Origin of the sequence: Oenococcus oeni (genome assembly GCF_020510245.1) — a bacterium.
In the GTDB taxonomy this organism is placed as follows: domain Bacteria; phylum Bacillota; class Bacilli; order Lactobacillales; family Lactobacillaceae; genus Oenococcus; species Oenococcus oeni.
On the sequence record NZ_CP084701.1, the window covers coordinates 723692 to 742076 of the forward strand.

The 18385-nt window shown below is 37.7% G+C and carries 22 protein-coding genes and 1 pseudogene; 16 read left to right on the forward strand and 7 right to left on the reverse strand.

The window, feature by feature from the left end; genetic code table 11:
- The first annotated feature begins 134 nt into the window (after window positions 1–134).
- Window positions 135–1499: a DEAD/DEAH box helicase gene (locus J3U91_RS03805; protein WP_002819153.1), complete on the forward strand. Its 1365-nt coding sequence runs from the start codon at window positions 135–137 to the stop codon at window positions 1497–1499.
- Between the two features lie 52 nt (window positions 1500–1551).
- On the opposite strand, the gene rpsT is transcribed toward J3U91_RS03805, so the two are convergent.
- Together rpsT and rpsO are read right to left on the reverse strand one after the other, a co-directional pair.
- Window positions 1552–1818, reverse strand: a complete 267-nt coding sequence (gene rpsT / locus J3U91_RS03810) for a 30S ribosomal protein S20 (protein ID WP_002819151.1) — start codon at window positions 1816–1818, stop codon at window positions 1552–1554.
- 21 nt (window positions 1819–1839) lie between these two features.
- The gene (gene rpsO / locus J3U91_RS03815; protein ID WP_002816946.1) at window positions 1840–2109 is read right to left on the reverse strand and encodes a 30S ribosomal protein S15; all 270 of its coding nucleotides are present in this window, start codon (window positions 2107–2109) and stop codon (window positions 1840–1842) included.
- Window positions 2110–2340: 231 nt separating this feature from the next.
- Here rpsO and J3U91_RS03820 point away from each other — a divergent pair, with 231 nt between their 5' ends.
- The 6 genes and pseudogenes from J3U91_RS03820 to J3U91_RS03845 all read left to right on the forward strand — a co-directional run bounded on the left by J3U91_RS03820 (window position 2341) and on the right by J3U91_RS03845 (window position 6734).
- Complete coding sequence (locus J3U91_RS03820) at window positions 2341–4242, forward strand: ribonuclease J (protein WP_002819149.1); 1902 nt, start codon at window positions 2341–2343, stop codon at window positions 4240–4242.
- Window positions 4235–5194: a hypothetical protein gene (locus tag J3U91_RS03825; RefSeq protein ID WP_002819146.1), complete on the forward strand. Its 960-nt coding sequence runs from the start codon at window positions 4235–4237 to the stop codon at window positions 5192–5194. Before J3U91_RS03820 ends, J3U91_RS03825 begins: the two co-directional genes overlap by 8 nt.
- Before the next feature lie 104 nt (window positions 5195–5298).
- A complete protein-coding gene (gene infC / locus J3U91_RS03830; protein ID WP_002820322.1) occupies window positions 5299–5943 on the forward strand; it encodes a translation initiation factor IF-3 in 645 nt (214 codons plus the stop codon).
- A complete protein-coding gene (gene rpmI, locus J3U91_RS03835) occupies window positions 5924–6121 on the forward strand; it encodes a 50S ribosomal protein L35 (RefSeq protein ID WP_002816950.1) in 198 nt (65 codons plus the stop codon). Before infC ends, rpmI begins: the two co-directional genes overlap by 20 nt.
- A 22-nt stretch (window positions 6122–6143) precedes the next feature.
- A pseudogene (gene rplT / locus J3U91_RS03840) lies at window positions 6144–6545 on the forward strand (50S ribosomal protein L20); the annotation flags it as partial.
- A 69-nt stretch (window positions 6546–6614) separates the two neighbouring features.
- Window positions 6615–6734 carry a HeH/LEM domain-containing protein gene (locus tag J3U91_RS03845; protein ID WP_226490000.1) on the forward strand — a complete coding sequence of 40 codons (120 nt, stop codon included), beginning with the start codon at window positions 6615–6617 and terminating at the stop codon, window positions 6732–6734.
- 74 nt (window positions 6735–6808) lie between these two features.
- Here the strand turns inward: J3U91_RS03845 and J3U91_RS03850 are convergent, their stop codons facing one another.
- Genes J3U91_RS03850 through J3U91_RS03860 form a run of 3 tightly spaced genes read right to left on the reverse strand, consistent with a single transcriptional unit; the run spans window position 6809 to window position 8593 of the window.
- On the reverse strand, window positions 6809–7837 hold the full coding sequence (locus tag J3U91_RS03850; RefSeq protein WP_002819143.1) for a peptidyl-prolyl cis-trans isomerase: 1029 nt from the start codon (window positions 7835–7837) through the stop codon (window positions 6809–6811).
- Between the two features lie 58 nt (window positions 7838–7895).
- Window positions 7896–8174 carry a hypothetical protein gene (locus tag J3U91_RS03855; RefSeq protein WP_002819142.1) on the reverse strand — a complete coding sequence of 93 codons (279 nt, stop codon included), beginning with the start codon at window positions 8172–8174 and terminating at the stop codon, window positions 7896–7898.
- Window positions 8174–8593, reverse strand: a complete 420-nt coding sequence (locus J3U91_RS03860; RefSeq protein ID WP_002819140.1) for an HIT family protein — start codon at window positions 8591–8593, stop codon at window positions 8174–8176. The genes J3U91_RS03855 and J3U91_RS03860 overlap by 1 nt, the downstream gene beginning before the upstream one ends.
- Before the next feature lie 40 nt (window positions 8594–8633).
- Here J3U91_RS03860 and J3U91_RS03865 point away from each other — a divergent pair, with 40 nt between their 5' ends.
- Genes J3U91_RS03865 through trmB form a run of 3 tightly spaced genes read left to right on the forward strand, consistent with a single transcriptional unit; the run spans window position 8634 to window position 11062 of the window.
- Entirely contained in the window at window positions 8634–9368 is a 735-nt protein-coding gene (locus J3U91_RS03865) for an ABC transporter ATP-binding protein (protein WP_002816955.1), read from the forward strand.
- Window positions 9361–10419, forward strand: a complete 1059-nt coding sequence (locus J3U91_RS03870) for an ABC transporter permease (protein WP_002819138.1) — start codon at window positions 9361–9363, stop codon at window positions 10417–10419. Before J3U91_RS03865 ends, J3U91_RS03870 begins: the two co-directional genes overlap by 8 nt.
- A complete protein-coding gene (trmB, locus tag J3U91_RS03875) occupies window positions 10403–11062 on the forward strand; it encodes a tRNA (guanosine(46)-N7)-methyltransferase TrmB (protein ID WP_002819137.1) in 660 nt (219 codons plus the stop codon). Before J3U91_RS03870 ends, trmB begins: the two co-directional genes overlap by 17 nt.
- Here the strand turns inward: trmB and J3U91_RS03880 are convergent.
- Window positions 11059–11385, reverse strand: a complete 327-nt coding sequence (locus tag J3U91_RS03880; RefSeq protein ID WP_226489982.1) for a hypothetical protein — start codon at window positions 11383–11385, stop codon at window positions 11059–11061. The two genes, trmB and J3U91_RS03880, sit on opposite strands and share 4 nt — an antisense overlap.
- A 38-nt stretch (window positions 11386–11423) precedes the next feature.
- Between J3U91_RS03880 and ytpR the strand changes: the two genes are divergently transcribed.
- From ytpR to J3U91_RS03910, 6 genes are all read left to right on the forward strand, one after another.
- Window positions 11424–12035, forward strand: coding sequence for a YtpR family tRNA-binding protein (ytpR, locus tag J3U91_RS03885; RefSeq protein ID WP_002819135.1), 612 nt, complete (start codon window positions 11424–11426; stop codon window positions 12033–12035).
- Window positions 12036–12037: 2 nt separating this feature from the next.
- Window positions 12038–13345, forward strand: coding sequence for a UDP-N-acetylmuramate--L-alanine ligase (gene murC, locus J3U91_RS03890; protein WP_002819134.1), 1308 nt, complete (start codon window positions 12038–12040; stop codon window positions 13343–13345).
- Window positions 13346–13421: 76 nt separating this feature from the next.
- Window positions 13422–14144 (forward strand): Bax inhibitor-1/YccA family protein, encoded by a 723-nt coding sequence (locus J3U91_RS03895; protein ID WP_002819133.1) that lies wholly within the window; start codon window positions 13422–13424, stop codon window positions 14142–14144.
- Between the two features lie 55 nt (window positions 14145–14199).
- The gene (locus tag J3U91_RS03900) at window positions 14200–15714 is read left to right on the forward strand and encodes a peptide chain release factor 3 (protein WP_002819132.1); all 1515 of its coding nucleotides are present in this window, start codon (window positions 14200–14202) and stop codon (window positions 15712–15714) included.
- Window positions 15715–15772: 58 nt separating this feature from the next.
- Entirely contained in the window at window positions 15773–16246 is a 474-nt protein-coding gene (locus J3U91_RS03905; RefSeq protein ID WP_002819131.1) for a hypothetical protein, read from the forward strand.
- 46 nt (window positions 16247–16292) lie between these two features.
- A complete protein-coding gene (locus J3U91_RS03910; protein WP_002819130.1) occupies window positions 16293–17852 on the forward strand; it encodes an AMP-binding protein in 1560 nt (519 codons plus the stop codon).
- Window position 17853: 1 nt separating this feature from the next.
- Here the strand turns inward: J3U91_RS03910 and J3U91_RS03915 are convergent, their stop codons facing one another.
- Window positions 17854–18330, reverse strand: a complete 477-nt coding sequence (locus J3U91_RS03915; RefSeq protein ID WP_002819129.1) for a ribonuclease H family protein — start codon at window positions 18328–18330, stop codon at window positions 17854–17856.
- Window positions 18331–18385 lie beyond the last annotated feature (55 nt).

Sequence of the window (18385 nt, forward strand, 5' to 3'; positions counted from 1 at the left end):
AGTTGATATTTTCTAAAAAATGTTTTTTTCTTTAAACTGTTAGACTGATTAAAGAGTATTGCGAACTTTTTACGAAGTATCTTATTAAAATGATCTTGAGTTAATTTTGTGGTTCGCTGGGTATATATAGATAAATGACTAATCAATTCGGACAATTTAATTTAAAAACGGAGATTGTTAAAGCAATCGATGGAATTTCGTTTAACAAACCGACGAAAGTTCAAAAACGTATAATCCCACCAATTATCGCTGGTCGTGACGTTGTTGGACAATCACAAACCGGATCCGGCAAGACTCACGCTTTTTTGCTGCCGATATTTAACGGTCTGGATCCTTCTCTTGAAGAAACACAGGCGGTGATTACTTCTCCATCTCGTGAATTGGCTGAACAACTTTATCAGGCTTTTCGTGATTTTCAAAAATCATTAGCAGCAATTGATGAAAATTTTGCAGATTTGAGAATCGCTGATTATATTGGCGGAACTGATCGAAATAAACAAATTCGGCAATTGGAGAGGAAACAACCTCAGATTGCGATTGGAACTCCTGGACGTTTAAAAGATTTTCTTAGTAAAAATTTTCTATTGGTTAACCAAAATAGATTTTTTGTTGTTGATGAGGCCGATATGGCTTTGGATATGGGCTTTTTGGAAGATGTTGATACGATTGCCAGCGCAATGCCGGATAATTTGCAAATGCTGGTTTTCTCGGCAACGATTCCTGATAAATTGACACCTTTTTTGAAAAGATACATGAAAAACCCGTTAATTGAAGAGATTCCTGTTTCAACGGTCGTTGCTGATACAATTGATAATTATTTACTGGCAACTAAATCCAAAGACAAAAACGAAGTTATTTTTGACTTATTGACCAGAAAAGAAAGTTATTTAACACTTGTTTTTGCCAACACGAAAGAACGTGTTCATGAATTAGCTCATTTTCTTGACTCCCAAGGTTTGAAAGCCGCTGAAGTTCACGGTGGAATCGAACCAAGAGAACGACGACGCACGATGAAAAGAATTAAAAAACAAGAATTTCAATATGTTGTTGCAACTGATCTAGCGGCTCGCGGTCTTGACATTCAAGGGGTTTCGGAAGTTATCAATGATGATATTCCAACGGATCTAGAATTTTTCATTCATCGAGTCGGTCGAACAGGCAGAAATGGATTGCCAGGTACGGCAATTACGCTTTATGGCCCGGATGAAGAAGATAAAGTTGAAGAACTAGAAAAGTTGGGAATCAATTTTCAGGCAAAGCAACTAAAAGATCATCAATTGATAGATGTTAAAGATCGTAATCGTCGGGCACGGCGTCGACCTTCACAGAAACAGTTGGATCCAGAATTAGTCGGTTTGGTGAAGAAGAAAAAAGCACACGTTAAGCCTGGTTACCGTCGGCAAATTAAGGGTGCGATTAGATTTAAGCAAATGAAAGAAAATAAAGTTAGTCAAAGAACCGCTTCAAGGGCGGCAAGAAAAGCAAAAAAAAATAGATAAAAGAAAAACCCGGTCATTGAACCGGGTTTTTCTTAATTTATAACATTCAAATTCATTTACTAGTTGCTGCCTTGAGCAATTTATAAAGACGGGCTTTATCGCGCGCAGCTTTATTCTTTTTGATCAAGTTTTTCGTTTCAGCTTTATCGATCGCTGCACTGGTTTTACTGAACAATTCTTGCAAATTGTCAGCTCCAGCAGCAGCAGCTTTTTCAAAGTTTTTAACAGCAGTACGATATGCACTGATTTGTGGAGCACGCACGGCACGCTCAGCTTTGTTTAAGCGTTCACGTTGAATTGAAGATTCAATAATTGGCATTTTTTCCTCCTAAATAAAATATTAACGACGAAGTCCGAGCTTCGAAATAAGTGTCCGATAACGAGCAACATCAATGTCACGCAAATAACGTAATAAATTACGGCGGTGACCGATTTTCTTCATCAATCCACGCTGTGAAGAAAAGTCGTGTTTGTTTTCGCTCATATGGTTATTCAATTCGTTAATATCAGCGGTTAAAACAGCCACCTGAACCTCTACAGAACCGGTATCGCCATTATGGCGAGCATATTCTTTAATAATCTGGTTCTTTGCTTCTTGAGTTAAAGCCATGATTTTACCTCCTCAAAATTTCCAATTACCGAGCGATTCGTAAAAGGTAGGTTCGCGAAAAGCTAAGCAAAGGGATAGCTGCAAAATACAGCTCTTATATTGTACCAAACAAGTAGACGTTTTACATAATCAAGAAACTCTTGTAGAATAATAGACAACGAAACTCTCTTGGACTAACGTTCGCGCGTCCAGAAAACAGATTCGCAATTAAATATTGAGGTTATGAATAATATGGTAAAAACTGCTTTATCGATCATTCCTTTCGGCGGTGTTCGTGAAAACGGAAAAAACATGTATGCCGTTACTGTGAATGACGAAATTTATATATTGGATGCTGGATTAAAATATCCAGAAACAGATCTTTTGGGAGTCGACGTTGTCGTTCCTGATTTTAATTATTTGGTTGATCACGCTGATCAGGTTGTTGGAGTTTTCTTGACTCATGGACATGCTGATGCAATCGGCGCGCTTCCGTATTTGCTAGAAGTACTTCGTGTACCGGTTTTTGGAACTGAATTTACACTCGCGTTGGCGAAACAACAGGTTTCTCGTCGGCCTTCTTTGAGCGATTTTGACGATTATAATGTCATCACGCCTGATTCAATTGTTGAATTTGGCAAAACGAAAGTATCGTTTTTTAGCACCACACACTCGATTCCTGAATCGGTTGGAATTGTTTTGGAAACTGAATATGGTCAGATTGTTTACACGGGCGACTTTAAGTTTGACAATACGGCCAAGGGACCTTATAAAACCGACTATTCTCGTTTGACTCGGATTGGTCAGCGAGGCGTTTTGGCTTTGTTGGCTGATGTCAATGGGGTTGAAACGCCAGGCGAATCAGTCAGCGAGTCAGCGATTGATGAATTCGTTTTCCAAACATTTCGAGAAAATGCTGATCGCAGAATTATTGTTGCGACCGTTGCTTCCAATGTACAAAGAATTCAGGAAGTTATTAATTCGGCATATCAGACTGGTCGTAAAATTGCTATTTCTGGTAATGATTTAGAGCAGGTTGTTAAAACTGCTTTGGATTCAAAACGCTTGAATCTGCCAACCAGTTACAACAAATTGTTTACAAATATTAAAAACTTGAAGTCGGTTGAACCCAACAAGCTGGTTATTCTTGAAACCGGTAAAATGGGCGAACCGATTCGTGATTTACAGAGAATGGCTAAAGGGGACGATCGTTACGTAAGTTTTAATGAAAATGATTTAATTTTTGTCGCTACTACGCCTTCGATTTCCAGTGAATCGATTATGGCTAAAACCCGTGATCTGATTTTCCGCCGTGGTGCAAATGTTGTTTCAATTAAAGATAATTTGCGTTCTTCGGGACATGCAAGCCAAAATGATTTACAGTTTATGCTGAATTTCATTAAGCCTGACTACTTTTTCCCAGTTTCCGGAGAATATCGGGTTTTTTCTGTCGCTGATTTTCTTGCTCAAGAAGTTGGAATTAAAAAGAACCATATTTTCTTGTCTATGAAAGGTGACCAATACAAGTTCGATCCTGAAAATAAAAAGTTCACCCTTGAGGATTCCTTTGAAGTTGACGATACAATGATTGACGGTTCAGGCAATACCGATGTTGGAAATATTGTTCTTCGCGACCGTAAGATGCTTTCCGAAGATGGAGTTGTGATTGCTGCCGCAACAATAGATCGTAAAAAGAAAAAAGTTGTTGCCGCTCCGAGAATCACAACTCGTGGTTTTATTTTCGTAAAGACCAACCGAGAATTAATTCATGAATCAGCCAAGGTGATGGTTGATCAGATTGAACTTTATTTGGATAATACCGATGATTTTGATTGGAATGATCTAAAATCGGGCGTTAAGGATGCAATGTCCAAGTTCTTTTATGAACAGACCAAACGTCGCCCGGTTGTTATGCCGGTTGTTATGGAAGCCAATCAAAATCGTCGTCCGAACAGCAAAAAAAAGACTGAAAATAATCAGAATCAGAAAAAACAAGTCGCCGAAGAGCAAAGCAAGACTCGCAATAATCAAAATCGTCGCCCAAGGCAACGTGTTAAATCAACACCGCGTTCGATTCGGCCAAAAAAAGAAACAATTGAGAAGATTAATGCTAAACTAGCTGAAAAGCAACAAAATATCGAGGAGCATGTCTGAAAATTCGCAACAATTGACTTTTGATGAATTAGTAAAGCAGGGGCACTTGGAATTTGACCATAATAATTTTCATCAAGCTGCTTCTTATTTTGAGATGGCCTACGATAAAAAGCAAGAATTGGATTTAAATCGCATTCTTGTTGGTACTTTATATGAAGATCAACAATTCAGTTTGGCGAATGTCTATCTTGAAGATTTTCTTGATGATTATCTGAATACTGAAGAACTTTTTAAATTGGCAATCAACGTTTTGCTTAAGAACCAGAATTTCATTTATGCTCGGGAAATGACTAACTTTTCTGATCCTCGCTGGCAGAATTGGGCAATTGATGAGATTTCTAATCAAGAGTTAAGTACTCGTTCTCAAATGTCAGCGACTCAAAAGACTTTGATGCAGTCTTTTTATCACTTATCTGATGGTAATTTTGCCAAACAGCGCAGCCGCTTTGAAAGTTCGTTTAAATTACCTTTGCATGAGTGGTGGAGCGGTGTGAAGTTTTTGCTCTTGGATCCTTATATCAATCCGTTGATTCGTTCCAGTTTGATTGAAACGGCTCAAAAATTAGAGATTGATGAAAAAGTTGATTTTTACTGGATTGACAAGAAAATTTATCAGGTTAACCCTTCCAAACTAAAACCTCTTTTGCAGGTTGATGAATACATTAAATTAAAAAAAATGTTGGATGATGAACTTGGATCCGATGATCCATTGGCTGGCGAGATGCTGACGGCTAATTTGAGAATGCAAACCAGCATATTATATCCGAAGATTTCCGCAGGAATTTTTGAATTGAGAAATTGGATCGATGAAATGATTAATCAATATCAAGGGGCTGATAAAATTTCAAGGATGTCTGATAAGCAAAGGAAGATTTTCGAACAAATCGAAAAGTTGATTGATGAAATTGTAAAAAGTGAGCACGAACAGGAAAAACGTGCTTCTAATAACTAATTATGGTATAATATCTGAGTTGAATTAAGTAGAGGTTCCCGCCTCTCGCCGCATGTGCAAGACCATGTTGGCTTATCATTCTTTTTGAGGCGGGTTTTGCATGTTTGCATGACTCGCTTTTTCCAACCAAAAAATGGAGGATTTTTCTTATAGCAAGACCACAGCAAAGGCCCAAGCGCCAAATTGATTTAGTCAATGAAAATATTCACTTTCGTGAAGTGATGTTAATTGACAATGGATCAAAAAAGGTTATGAGCACACGCGATGCTCAAAGAATCGCTGATCAAAGAAATCTAGACCTGGTTATTGTTCAGGCGAAGGCTCAACCACCGGTTGCTAGAATTATGGATTGGGGTAAGGTTAGGTTTGAGCAGCAGAAGAAAATTCGCGAAAATAAAAAGAAACAAGTTATTGTTCAAACTAAAGAAGTTCGTCTAAGTCCTGTTATTGGCGAAGGGGATTTTGAGACACGAAAAAAGGCAGCTACCAAGTTTTTGGTTGCCGGTAATAAGGTTAAATTAAATTTACGTTTTCGCGGTCGAATGATGACCCACCAAGATGTTGGTCGCCAGGTATTGATGAATATGGCAAAACAGCTTGCTGATTTGGCAAATATTGATCAGATGCCGCAACTTTTGGGTCGTCAAATGTCCTTATTGCTTTCGCCTAAGCCGGAAGTCATTAAGAAAGCTCAATCCGAAAAGAAGAACAAATTAAAGGAGAATACAAATGCCAAAGATGAAGACTAATCGCGCTTCAGCAAAGCGTTTTAAAAAAACTGCTTCAGGCGGGTTTAAGGCTGGACAAGCATTTACTTCACACCGTTTTCATGGAAAAACTAAGAAACAGCGTCGCCAATTGCGTGGCACTGCTATGATGAATAAAGTCAATGTTAAGCGTTATGCAAAGATATTGAGTAATCTATAATTTTTGGTCAAGGAGATAAATTATGCGAGTTAAAGGAACTAACGTTACACGTATTCGTCGTAAGAAAATGATCAAGTTGGCCAAAGGCTATCGTGGTCAGCGACACATTAATTTTAAAGTTGCCAAGCAACAAGTTTGGAAGTCGTATCTTTATGCTTATCGGGATCGTAAGAATGTCAAACGAGACTATCGTAAGCTATGGATTGCTCGTATAAACGCTGCGAGTCGGATGAATGGTATTTCATATTCTCAGTTAATGCATGGGTTTAAAGTCGCCGGCATAGATTTGAATCGGAAGATGTTGGCCGAATTGGCTGTATCAGATTTTGCAACTTTCTCAAAACTTGCTGAAACTGCAAAGAAGCAGGTTTCTGCTCCAACACGCAAAGCCGCAACTTTGGATACCGATATTAAAATTGAGCGAATTGAAAAAGGTGCTGCTAAACCGGTTGTTTTGGAGCCTGGAAAGAGTACCAAGACTCAAGAAGTTGCTGTGGCCGAAAAACCAACAACAGCTTCAACGGTTGCTGAAATTAAAGCTTATCTTGATTCTGAAAGTATTAAATATCCTTCCAGTGCCAAGAAAGCAGATCTTTTGGCATTAGTTAAATAAAAAAGTGCTTTACATAAGCAAATTAAAACTCCAGTTCATTGAACTGGAGTTTTTTATCAGCAATTAATTATCTTTTACTTCTTTGAACTGGAAGAAGAGCTTGAAGAGGAACTCTTTGAAGAACTGGAACCACTCTTGCTCGATGATGATTTGCTAGATGAACTAGACGAACTGGAAGTGGATGTCGATGAAGTTTCACTAGATGTATTTGCTGAAACGATATATTGATCGATTGCGTTCTTTAACGCTGGATATTGTGAAGTTTTTACCTGGACGTCATTTTTATTCATAACTTTACCAATAATCTTTTGAATTTTGGTTGAGTTGCTTGAGGTATTAATCCATTTATTAATAATAGAGTCGGCCAAAACATCTCGATAACTGCCGATTGATTCTTTTTTAGACTTTGAGTTCAATTTAAGAATGATGTATTCGGAATTTACACTAATAGCTTTTTTGCTATATTCGCCAGTCTTTAAGGCTTTAGCTGCAGCGATAATTTTTGATGAAACAACTGGTGAAGCTGAATCGAAGCTTGGCATTTTGCCACCATTGGCGGCTGTTGTGGTATCGCCTGAGTATTGTTTGGCTTGAGAAGCGAAACTTTTACCGGCTTTTAAGTTCTTGAGTACTGTGTCGGCCTTTGATGAGCTGCTAACAGTAATAATTGAAACGTTCATCTTTGGCGTATAGGTCTTGTAGGCTTTTTTTAATTGAGCTTCTGTAACTTTATGATAGTTTTTAACAGCTTGAACTAAAAGCAGTTCTGTACGAATCTGTTTTTTATAGGCCTTTGCCGTAGTTTCTTCTTCCGATAGGAAACTAGACCAGCTGCTTCCATATTGTGCTTTTTCCTGAGTGTATTCATTATTGACGGTTGTTGTTGAAACAGAGCTTCCGTACAACCTTTCCAATGAATCATTCATAACCATGCTGACAAACAATTGTTCACCGGCCGAGGTTTTTGTAACCGATGACATATATTTTGCCTCAGTAATCGCACCTGCCTTTGACGTAACCAAAACCTTAGATGTGTTTAAGGCAAGGTAGGCAGAACCCGCCAAAAACAATAGCACGATTGCTGTCCAAACGAATTTACGCATATTTCCTCCGTGAATTTATAACCCTTTAATTCTAACGAAAGTTAGGACCTAACTCAAATCATTTTTTGTGAAAGGGATATTTAACAGTTGATAGTTCATTTTCTAATGAGCGAATATCTTCATTTAATTTTGTTTTGGATTTATCTATTTCTTCTTTGCTTCTTTGGAAATGATCGGAGAGCTCGGACAAATTCTTTTCTTGAGTCGGCTTGCTGCCTATTAATTTTTTAATCGCAAAAAAAGTTTTCCGAAGAATGTTTAGTTCGTTTTTTAAATAGTTAAATATTTTTTCGGTTTCATTTTGAAAAAAATTGTCATTTTTTTTAAATTCGGCCATCAGAACTGCTCACTAATTGATTTAGCAATTGCTTTATATCTTTTTTCATCGTATTGATTAGAATGATCGACGGCACCGGGGAGATCCAGGCCATCATTTTCATATCGTGGAATAATATGCCAGTGAGAGTGGGGAACCGATTGGCCGGCAGCAACTCCGTTATTTGAAAGAATATTTATGCCGAGAATTTTTGGGTTGGAGGCTTTGACTGCCCGAGCGATTATTGGAAGTTTTGTTAAAATTTTTTTGGCCAACTCATCATCGTAGGCAAAAATGTCTTTAACGTCAGCCTTTGGTACAACCAGAGTATGTCCGGGAGTGGCCTGTGATATATCTAAAAATGCAAAAACATCTTCATCATCATAGACTTTATAACTAGGTATTTCACCGTGAATTATTTTATCGAATATATCTTCCATGCTTACATTATATCGGTCTGCTAAAATTTAATCGATAACTATGACACTAAAGATTTCACATTTGACCGGTGGATATGGTCAAACAAATACAATTAAAGATCTGAATTTTACGATTGAAGCGGGAACCGTTACGGCTCTAATTGGTTTAAACGGTTCAGGGAAAACAACTACCATTAATCACGTTATCGGATTAATGCAGCCAAAGAGCGGTTCGATTTCTTTTAACGGCCAAGATAGTAAAAGCGATTCATCTAATTATCAGCGCAATTTGGCCTACATACCTGAATTACCGATTATATATGAAGACTTGACTTTAAGGGAGCATATTCAGACAACAATTGCTGCTTATCATCTAGATTCAAAACTGATTAAGGATAAAATCGCAAAATTGTTAAAAGTTTTCCGTTTGGAGGACAAGTTGGCTTGGTTTCCGATCGATTTTTCCAAGGGAATGCGGCAAAAAGTAATGATCGTATTGGCATTATTGACAGATGCTCCACTTTTGGTCGTCGATGAACCCTTTATTGGCTTGGATCCTTTGGCTGTCTCTGATTTGATTGATCTCTTAAAGGAGAAAAAGGCAGCTGGGACAACTATTTTAATGAGTACTCATTTAGTCGAGGGAGCGGAAAAATTTGTTGATCAGTTTTTATTGATTGACCGTGGCCGAATACGTGCCAAAGGAAAAATGAAAGATATTTTTAAAGCTTTTCCACAGCAAAAAACAATTAATGAAATATATTTGCATTTGGCAAGAGAGGCTGCTAATGGATAAAATCTTTAATCGTCGGCGTGAACTGTCTTTTCAAAGAAATTTTCGTTACTTAAGCCGAGCCTTCAACGACCAGTTTATCGGTTTTCTTTTTATTGCAGTCGCTTTACTGGGTTATGAATATTTACATAATTTAAATAGTATCCACGGCAATTGGTTGACAATTTTGCTTGTATTGTTTGCAAGCTCTTCCTTCTTATTTTTTGGCGATTTGTCGACTTATATACAAAATGCCGATCAAATATTTCTAATTGCCGATTTGCCGGACTTGAAAAAATACTTGAAGAAAAGCTTTCTGAGATCTTTGCTTTTGAACATCCTGCTTCAATTTTTTTTGAATTTATTATTGATGCCGATTTTACTTAAAATATTCGGCCTTGTAATTTCATTGATTTATTTGTTCCTTTTCCTATTGGCTAAAACTTTTTTACTTATTTTAAAATACCGAAATATCGTTAAAGACAATCGAGTTGATTGGACTTATGGAATAAATTCAGAACTAAGAAGGATTAATCGAATTAATATTTTTTTAAATTTTTTTACCGATGTTAAGGAATTGAAGCATGATAATCGACCAACGAAGATTTGGGATTGGCTGATTAAATGTCTGCCGCAATTTAATCAAAGTTTCCATTGGATTCTTTTTACTCGTTATTTTTTTAGAAGTCGGCAGTTTATGCCAACAATTATTTTGACCACCTTTTTTGGAATGGCTTTGGCTTTTTTTCTGCCTTCGCTTTCTGCTGCCACAATTAGTGGGCTTTTTATAGTTTTTGCCCTCGCTTATCAAATGAAACCGATTTTTTCTCATTACTCGAATCATAAAATGGCTCAGGTATATCAACGAGATGGAAAAAGAAAGTTGACTGATTTTCAATTGCTAGCTGTTGCAGTCTTTGTGCCGATTGTGCTGTTATTGCTGCTTTCCCTCTTGGCAAGTCATAGAAAAGTTTCTGTTTTAATTAGTATTCCGTTAATAATTTCTTTTACTTGGGTGATCATCTGTTGGTATCTGCCACGTTTGGTAGGATTTAAATATGAGATTAAGAAGTAAGAAATGGGCAGTTCCTTTTATCGATGAGCATCCGGATTTGATCATCAAAGATCAAAGAGCCAAGCAATTAAAAGGGAGCTGGTCTTCGGTCTTTGGGAATAACCATCCGCTTTATTTGGAAATCGGATCCGGCAAAGGACAATTTATCTTGGATAATGCCATCAAATATCCAGAAAATAATTTCATCGGTCTGGAACTGCAACCAACCTCGGTTGCAATAGCTGGGAAGAAAGCTTTTAAACAAGAGCCTCAATTAGCTAATTTAAAACTTATTTTAGGGGATGGAGGCGATGTGAGCGATTATTTTGCTGACAATGAAATTAGCAAAATTTTCTTGAATCATAGTGATCCCTGGCCGAAAGCAAAACATGAAAAAAGACGTTTGACTGCTGAAAATTTTTTAAAGTCATATTCAAAAATTTTGCTTCCCAATGGATCCTTGGAATTAAAAACCGATAATCTTGGGCTCTTTGAATACTCTCTTTCGAGCTTTAAAAAATTTGGTCTTTCTTGGCCTGAAGAACAAATCAGCTACGATCTGCATCACGAACTCAAAAAAAATCCCGTAAATATCGAAACGGAATACGAGAAAAAATTTGCGGAAATGAATCAACCCGAGTACTGGATTAGAGTTAATTTTTAATTTTTAATCAACACCTCAAGTTTAAAGAGTTCGCCAGTGTCGGCATCGGCAATAAAGTCGATGCTTTTTGTTTCTCCTTGATCACTGGTTATATTTGCGCCCCCATTGTAGATGGTTCTCGTTCCATAATGTTCTCCACTGATTCTTTCGCTGTTTATCCAGGCATTTGACACTGTTCCTTGGGCTGAAAGCGTCTCTTTGACAGTTTCGAGAATCTGATCAGCATTGTTTTCCTTGATTTTTTTGGCGATAAAAATTGAGATCCCGCTTCCAACCAAAAAACCGGCCGTTGCAGCAATTAAGTTCTTGTGTTTTTTATTCATGCAAATAATTATATTGTTTTTTGTTTTAAGATAGAAATATGCTTGTTGCCGATTATAATTCAGACACATTGATGACTTTTTTAGCTCCCGAGGAGCCAGACTCGTCTTTTGAAACAAAAAAAAGAATTACACGTATTTATAAAAACGATCAAACGCTTGCTTATCACTTTTCTGGTATAGCCCCTTTGGACAAAGGACCAATCAAATTAACAGTGAAAAAGATTGAAGAATTAAATGAACTTCTCATTCAAGCTGGCTTTAAACCTGAACTTGTTTATGATCCAGAGGCGAAATTCGTGATTGCTTATGTTGATTCATTTGTTAAACACCCTGATTCTGATCACTTGCATGTTGCTCAAGTTAAAATTTCTTCCGACAAAAGTGTTCAGATTGTCTCAGGAAGTCCAAATCTTCGTCGAGGCATTAAAACGGTTGCTTGTCTGCCTGGGGCAATCATGCCTTCGGGAAAGATTATTTGGCCGGGGAAACTTCGCGGTGTTGACTCATATGGAATGATGGCCGCTCCAAAGGAACTCGGCTTGAAAAATGCGCCGGATCGTCCGGGAATGATTGTTTTGCCCGATGATTTTGGTAAAGTTGGCGAAACTTTTGATTTTATAAAAGGGAATGAATTGGAGTTTAATAATTAAATATGACAAATTACTATTTTATCGGGATTAAGGGAACTGGGATGGCCAGTTTGGCTTTGATTCTTCATGATCAGGGGAACAAAGTTCTTGGGTCTGATATCGACAAAGAAACTTTTACACAGTTCCCGCTGGTCAAAGCCGGTATTCAAATTACCGATTTCGATCCGGATTTGATCAAGAGTAATTATGTTGTCGTGAAAGGAAACGCGTTTTCGGATGATCATCCCCAAGTTTTGGCAGCTAAAAAAGTTGGGGCAAAACTCTTGACCTATCCTCAGGCAGTTGAAGAAGTTATTCGTCGACATTTTTCAATCGCCGTTTCCGGAGCACACGGGAAAACCAGTACCACCAGCTTACTCGCACACATTTTGTCGAATTTCGAATCAACGAGTTATTTAATTGGCGATGGTGTTGGAAAAGGGGTCTTCTCCTCTAAATATTTTGTTGTCGAAGCAGACGAGTATGACCGTCATTTTCAGCCTTTTACTCCCGATGTTGCTATCATCACGAACATTGATTGGGACCATCCCGATTATTATAAAAGTCTCGATGATGTCAAAAGCGCATTCTCTGAATTCGCCGACCATGTTAAAAAGATTATTTTCGCTTACGGCGAAGATCCGGAGATAAAAAAAATAAAGCCGAAGACGGCTCGAATTCTATCTTATGGCTTTGAAAAGTCCGATTACTTTTGTGCGAATAATATTGACAAACGAACCGAAGGAAGTTATTTTTCGCTTTCAAAGGGCGGCCGAAAATTAGGTGATTTTTTTGCCACGATTGAGGGAGATCACGGAATTTTGGATACGACTGCTGCGATCGCTGTAGCTGATTATCTTGGTTTTTCGGTTGACCAAATCCAAAAGGGTCTTTTGACTTATCAAGGTGCTAAGCGTCGTTTTAATATCAGCCAAGTAGCTGATTTAACAATTGTTGATGATTATGCCCATCACCCAACTGAAATTAAGGCAACAATCGATGCTGCCCGACAGAAATTTCCGAATAAGCGTTTAGTAGCTGTTTTTCAACCACACACATACACACGCGTCAATGCTTTTAAGGATGAATATGTTAATGCTTTAGAATCAGCCGATAAAGTTTACATTACACCGATTTTCGGATCTCTAAGAGAAAAGGCCGGTAATGCTAAAAGCGAAGATATTTTAGATAAACTACCGAATGCGGGAGCAATTATTTCGGAATCGAATGCCTATGACAAATTAAGTGCCGAACATGGATCGGTACTTGTTTTCATGGGGGCCGGCGATATCGAAAAATATGAAGATGCTCTTAAAAAAGGGTTTGAATAAAATGTAAATTAAAAGGTCAATAATAGTCAGACTTTTTTTATGATATCCTGCTATAATATTCAGAAAGGAGGTTAGAATGCAAAATTATTCTGATAATCGCATCATAAAAGATGTTACTGATTCAACTAATGAATCGGGATTAGCAGCATTCTTCCAACGGACATACGCCTATATGGGAGCGGCGTTATTAATTACTTTTGGATTGGCTTATGCTTTGGCTTATCCATTCTATGCCGAGTTTGTTCGTTTTTATGCCAGCAATGGTGCATTGACTTGGATCGTTCTGGCGATCGCTCAGTTGGCTGTTGTCTTTCTAATTGGTCGTAACGCCTTAAAAAATCCGGCGTTGGCTTTTGGGGGATTGCTTGCTTTCGCAGTTGTGGAAGGAATTTTCTTTGGTGCCATTTTTGCGATGTACGACTTGCAGTCGATTGTTTCTGCTTTTCTAATGGCAGCAGTTGATTTTGGAGCTATGGCCTTGTATGGATTCTTTACGAAGAAAAACCTTTCTAGACTTGCTCCAATTCTTTTCGGCGCGATGATCGCATTAATGGTTGGCCTTGTGGTTAGCATATTCGTTCCCGGCTTTAGCTTTATTATGTCTGTTTTGGGAGTTCTTGTCTTTAGTGTTTATGCTGCTTATGATAATAATCGTTTAAAACAAATGTATTTCGAACTTCAGGGACAGGGCAACCAGACAATCAACGGCTTGGCCATCTCGGGTGCGCTTAGTTTGTATCTTGACTTTGTTAACTTGTTCTTGTATTTGCTTAGAATTTTTGGAAATCAAAGAAATTGATTCTTTTATCATTGAATCTTTAATTCCGCTATACTTAATAGCGGAATTTTTTTTTATGACAAATTTTAAAGAAGAATACAAAAAACGTGTCACTTTTGCAATCATTTCGCATCCTGATGCCGGTAAAACAACTTTGACCGAACAACTCCTGTTACACGGCGGCGTTATCAGAAAAGCTGGCACAGTCAAAGGTCGTGGATCGAATAAAATGGCCTCCTCGGATTGGATGGCAATTGAACAGCAGCGAGGTATTTCCGTTACTTCGTCTGTTTTGCAGTTCAATTATGCCGGCAAAAGGATTAATATCCTTGATACCCCAGGCCACGAGGATTTCTCAGAAGATACTTATCGTACTTTAATGGCGGTTGATTCGGCAGTAATGGTGATTGATTCGGCAAAGGGAATCGAACCTCAGACAAGGAAATTGTTTGAAATAGTTTCAAAGCGCCATATCCCGATTTTTACTTTTTTTAATAAATTGGATCGTGATGGTCGTCAAGCGCTTGATTTGGTTGATGAATTAGAAAAAACACTTGGCATTCAAGCCTATGCTATGAATTGGCCGATTGGTTCCGGCCAGGTTTTACAGGGAATTTACGATTTACAACGGAACAAGTTTATTCAATATGATAATGTGAAAAATCCCGATCAATCTGTTTATAACGAATCAATGGAAGAGATCGAGCTTTTAAAGGATGCCGGTAATCAATTAGATGAGGACAAAGTCCTTCGGGGTGCTCAAACACCAGTCTTCTTTGGGTCGGCTTTAAGGAATTTTGGAGTTGAGCAGTTTTTGACTGAGTATTTAAAATATGCCCCCTCGCCATCGGACAAGGCCACGATTGATCATAAAGAGGTTCAACCGGATAACGACCAATTCACGGGATTTATTTTTAAAATTCAAGCGAACATGAATCCTAATCATCGTGATCGGATTGCTTTTGTCAGAATCGTTTCCGGGGAGTTTAAAAAAGGGATGGATGTGACGCTTGCCAGAAATGGAAAAAAATTGAAGCTCAGCAACGTTACTCAATTCTTGGCTGATGAACGTGAAAATATTGAAACAGCTGTTCCAGGAGATATTATCGGCCTTTACGATACCGGTAACTTTCAAATTGGTGATTCAATCTATACTGGTAAACAGAAAGTCGAATTTGAACCATTACCGACATTTACTCCGGAACTTTTTAATCGGGTAATCGCCAAAGACGTTATGAAACAAAAATCTTATCATAAGGGTATTAGGCAATTGGTTCAGGAAGGGACTGTCCAATTATTCGAGTCGTGGCATGGCCAAGAATATATCATTGGGGCGGTTGGCCAGCTTCAATTCGAAGTATTCCAGTTCAGAATGGCTAATGAATATAATTCTCAAGTTATTTTCGAACCGCTTGGTAAAAAGATCGCTCGCTGGATCAAACCGGATCAGTTGGATGAAAAAATGAATACCTCGCGTTCGATACTGATGAAAGATCAACAAGACAACCCGGTTATATTGTTTGAGAATCGTTTTGCTCTGAATTGGTTTGTCGATAAGTATCCTGATATTGATTTGGAATCAAAACTTTAGTAATTTGTCACATCTTTAAAATTTTGTTAAAATTTGTCTCGTTAAGTAAGGAGAGAAAATGCCAGAAAAGAAAACAGCAGCAACTGGTCGAACGACAAAAAAGACAACCAGCGCTGCTAAAAAAGCTGCTCCTGCGACTAAATCCACTGTTAAAAAAGCTGCTTCTACTGCAAAGAAAAACACTAAGACTGCAAAAAATTCTGCTAAGAAAACGACGTCTCAAGCAGCCTCTGCTGTTAAAACGGCGGCTAAAAAGACAACAGCCAAAGCAAGCAGCAAGGGGAAGTCGGTAGCCAAAGGCGCTAAAACGAACGCTGCAAAGGGCAAAAAAACTGTTCGTAAAGCTGCCAAAAAAACCACCGAAGCTGCAAAACCGGCTGTGAAGAAAACTCAGGATGCAGCAAAAAAAGCTGCTGATAAAAGTAAAGAGAGTGTTGATGAAGTTTCAAAACAGGTTGCCCAAACGGCAGAATCCGCTACTAAAGAAACGAAGTCATGGTTTGAAAAATTCTTAGATATGTTCCGTAAATAAACTTAAACATGACATCTATTATTTATTTTTATCGAGTGATTTTATTTTGACAAAACTAACTCATGAATTGGAAAGAGTTCTCTCTACAGATGTAAACTCAAGCATTTTAGTCGATACGGTAAATGATCGTTCTTATAGCAAGGCTGAAATTTTGCAAAAAATCAATCGATTTCAAGAACAGTTGCAGCAATTGCGACTTAGCCAACCAGGAATTATTCTGACGGCCTCTGGAAATTTGGTTGATTTTGTTGTTCGTTTTTTTACAGAAATATTTAGCGGTTTAACAATGTATGCTGTTAATCCTAATTTAAAGGTTGAGGAATTGGCAGATATTGCAAAACAAAGTCAGCTATCGGCTGTAATTTTAAATCATAATTATGAAGATCAATTTACTAATTTTGCTCAGTTATCGGGAATAGATTTTGACGAGGCTTTGGAACTACCAAATGGTGATACTATTCATCGTGTTTCAGATCAAGAAATAATCGAGCATCATTTTGATTTTCCCGATAAAAATGAACTGGAAGAACAATATGCCAGTTTGCTATATACTTCCTGCACAAGTGGGAGACCCAAGGCAGTTGGAATTAATCATAAGCAGGTTTTTGCTGCTGCTAAAAGTGTCATTGAATCTCATAACTTGTCGTCTTCGGGTATTGGATATCAAATTTTACCTTTATTCCATGTTAACGGACAAATCATTGCCTTGATTTCCCAAATTTTAGCCGGTGGGAAATTAGTAATTCCAGAAAAATTTTCGGCATCCAAATTTTGGCCACAAATAGAGAAATATCATATCACCTGGGCTTCGGCTGCTCCAGCAATTATCGGTATTTTAAATAAAACAAAAAGTAATGCTGCTGAATATTTAAATTTACCAAAAGGACAGAAAAGTTTGCGTTTTTTGCGTTCGGCGAGTGCACCACTTTCTAAAAAAACAGCTGATTTATTCCAAAAGAATTTTGGAATATTATTAGTTGAATCTTACGGAATGACTGAAGCCGCCGGCCAAATCTCTGTTAATCCCCAGCGTAAAAATGGTCAGAAACTTGGTTCCGTTGGTCTCCCAACGGTTGAAAAATTAACAATCCGCGATTCTGATTCTCATCAAGAGAAAAAAGTTGGCGAAATTGGCGAAATTGCTTTGTCCGGTCCAAGTGTTATTCAAAAATATTTATGGTCCGAGAATAAAAAGGATTTTGTCGATGGGTGGCTTTATACCGGAGATCTGGGCTATTTGGATGAAGATAATTATTTATTTATTGTCGGCAGAAAAAAAGAGATTATCAATCGTTCCGGTGATAAGATCAGTCCGACAACGATTGAGGAACCTTTTCGAAAATTAAGTGAAATAGATGATTTGGTTGCTCTTGCTATTCCGGACGAAATATATGGCGAAGTTCCAGCTTTAGTTGTTCAAACATCATTTAACGATCTAAAAAAACTGAAGTTCGATTTAGAGAATATTTCCAAAAATAGTTTATCTCCGATTGAACAACCGGTAAAGTTTTTTCTTAGTAAAAAGCTGATAAAAAATGCGATGAATAAAGTTCAGAGAAGAAAGATTCAAAAACAAATTTCAATTGGAAGGTTGAAGCAACTATAATCTACTTGTGTTTATCCATTTCTTGATTTAAAAGTTCGTCGACACGAAGATTTCCAACAGTATTTTTGTGTCCTTTTACCCAGTGAAAAATTAAATAGGGTTTTAATTCTAAGTACATTGGATAAAGAGTCTGCCACATCGTAAAATTCGGCCGCTCTTTTTTTGTTTTCATCCATTTTTCCAACCAACCTTTTTCCATCGGGTCCAAAACGTAATGCGAGTCGCTGATTAATTCGATTTTTTGTTTTTTTAATTCTTCCGTCTTGGTAATTTTTCTAAAAGCCGAGCCAACCGCCATCAGTTCCATTGCGTTATTTGTTGCTCCAAAATGAAAGCCTGAAGCAATGTACTGTTTTTTTTCGTATTCGATTATATAAGCCCATGCCGATAAATCCCGTTCATGAACATGTTGGCCGGGTTTGTTTCCCGTATTTCGATTCCCACCGTCCGTGTAAACTTTGATTAGTGAATTATTCATATTTTTATCTTGCCATAGTTCTCAAGGATAATCTGTATTGATAGAATGAACAGGT

What these genes read in the sequence shown, in the direction of transcription:
- J3U91_RS03805 (WP_002819153.1), top strand. Translation starts at nt 135, where the DNA reads ATGACTAATCAATTCGGACAATTTAATTTAAAAACGGAGATTGTTAAA.
- rpsT (WP_002819151.1), bottom strand. Translation starts at nt 1,818, where the DNA reads ATGCCAATTATTGAATCTTCAATTCAACGTGAACGCTTAAACAAAGCT.
- rpsO (WP_002816946.1), bottom strand. Translation starts at nt 2,109, where the DNA reads ATGGCTTTAACTCAAGAAGCAAAGAACCAGATTATTAAAGAATATGCT.
- J3U91_RS03820 (WP_002819149.1), top strand. Translation starts at nt 2,341, where the DNA reads ATGGTAAAAACTGCTTTATCGATCATTCCTTTCGGCGGTGTTCGTGAA.
- J3U91_RS03825 (WP_002819146.1), top strand. Translation starts at nt 4,235, where the DNA reads ATGTCTGAAAATTCGCAACAATTGACTTTTGATGAATTAGTAAAGCAG.
- rpmI (WP_002816950.1), top strand. Translation starts at nt 5,924, where the DNA reads ATGCCAAAGATGAAGACTAATCGCGCTTCAGCAAAGCGTTTTAAAAAA.
- J3U91_RS03850 (WP_002819143.1), bottom strand. Translation starts at nt 7,837, where the DNA reads ATGCGTAAATTCGTTTGGACAGCAATCGTGCTATTGTTTTTGGCGGGT.
- J3U91_RS03855 (WP_002819142.1), bottom strand. Translation starts at nt 8,174, where the DNA reads ATGGCCGAATTTAAAAAAAATGACAATTTTTTTCAAAATGAAACCGAA.
- J3U91_RS03860 (WP_002819140.1), bottom strand. Translation starts at nt 8,593, where the DNA reads ATGGAAGATATATTCGATAAAATAATTCACGGTGAAATACCTAGTTAT.
- J3U91_RS03865 (WP_002816955.1), top strand. Translation starts at nt 8,634, where the DNA reads ATGACACTAAAGATTTCACATTTGACCGGTGGATATGGTCAAACAAAT.
- J3U91_RS03870 (WP_002819138.1), top strand. Translation starts at nt 9,361, where the DNA reads ATGGATAAAATCTTTAATCGTCGGCGTGAACTGTCTTTTCAAAGAAAT.
- trmB (WP_002819137.1), top strand. Translation starts at nt 10,403, where the DNA reads ATGAGATTAAGAAGTAAGAAATGGGCAGTTCCTTTTATCGATGAGCAT.
- J3U91_RS03880 (WP_226489982.1), bottom strand. Translation starts at nt 11,385, where the DNA reads ATGAATAAAAAACACAAGAACTTAATTGCTGCAACGGCCGGTTTTTTG.
- ytpR (WP_002819135.1), top strand. Translation starts at nt 11,424, where the DNA reads ATGCTTGTTGCCGATTATAATTCAGACACATTGATGACTTTTTTAGCT.
- murC (WP_002819134.1), top strand. Translation starts at nt 12,038, where the DNA reads ATGACAAATTACTATTTTATCGGGATTAAGGGAACTGGGATGGCCAGT.
- J3U91_RS03895 (WP_002819133.1), top strand. Translation starts at nt 13,422, where the DNA reads ATGCAAAATTATTCTGATAATCGCATCATAAAAGATGTTACTGATTCA.
- J3U91_RS03900 (WP_002819132.1), top strand. Translation starts at nt 14,200, where the DNA reads ATGACAAATTTTAAAGAAGAATACAAAAAACGTGTCACTTTTGCAATC.
- J3U91_RS03905 (WP_002819131.1), top strand. Translation starts at nt 15,773, where the DNA reads ATGCCAGAAAAGAAAACAGCAGCAACTGGTCGAACGACAAAAAAGACA.
- J3U91_RS03915 (WP_002819129.1), bottom strand. Translation starts at nt 18,330, where the DNA reads ATGAATAATTCACTAATCAAAGTTTACACGGACGGTGGGAATCGAAAT.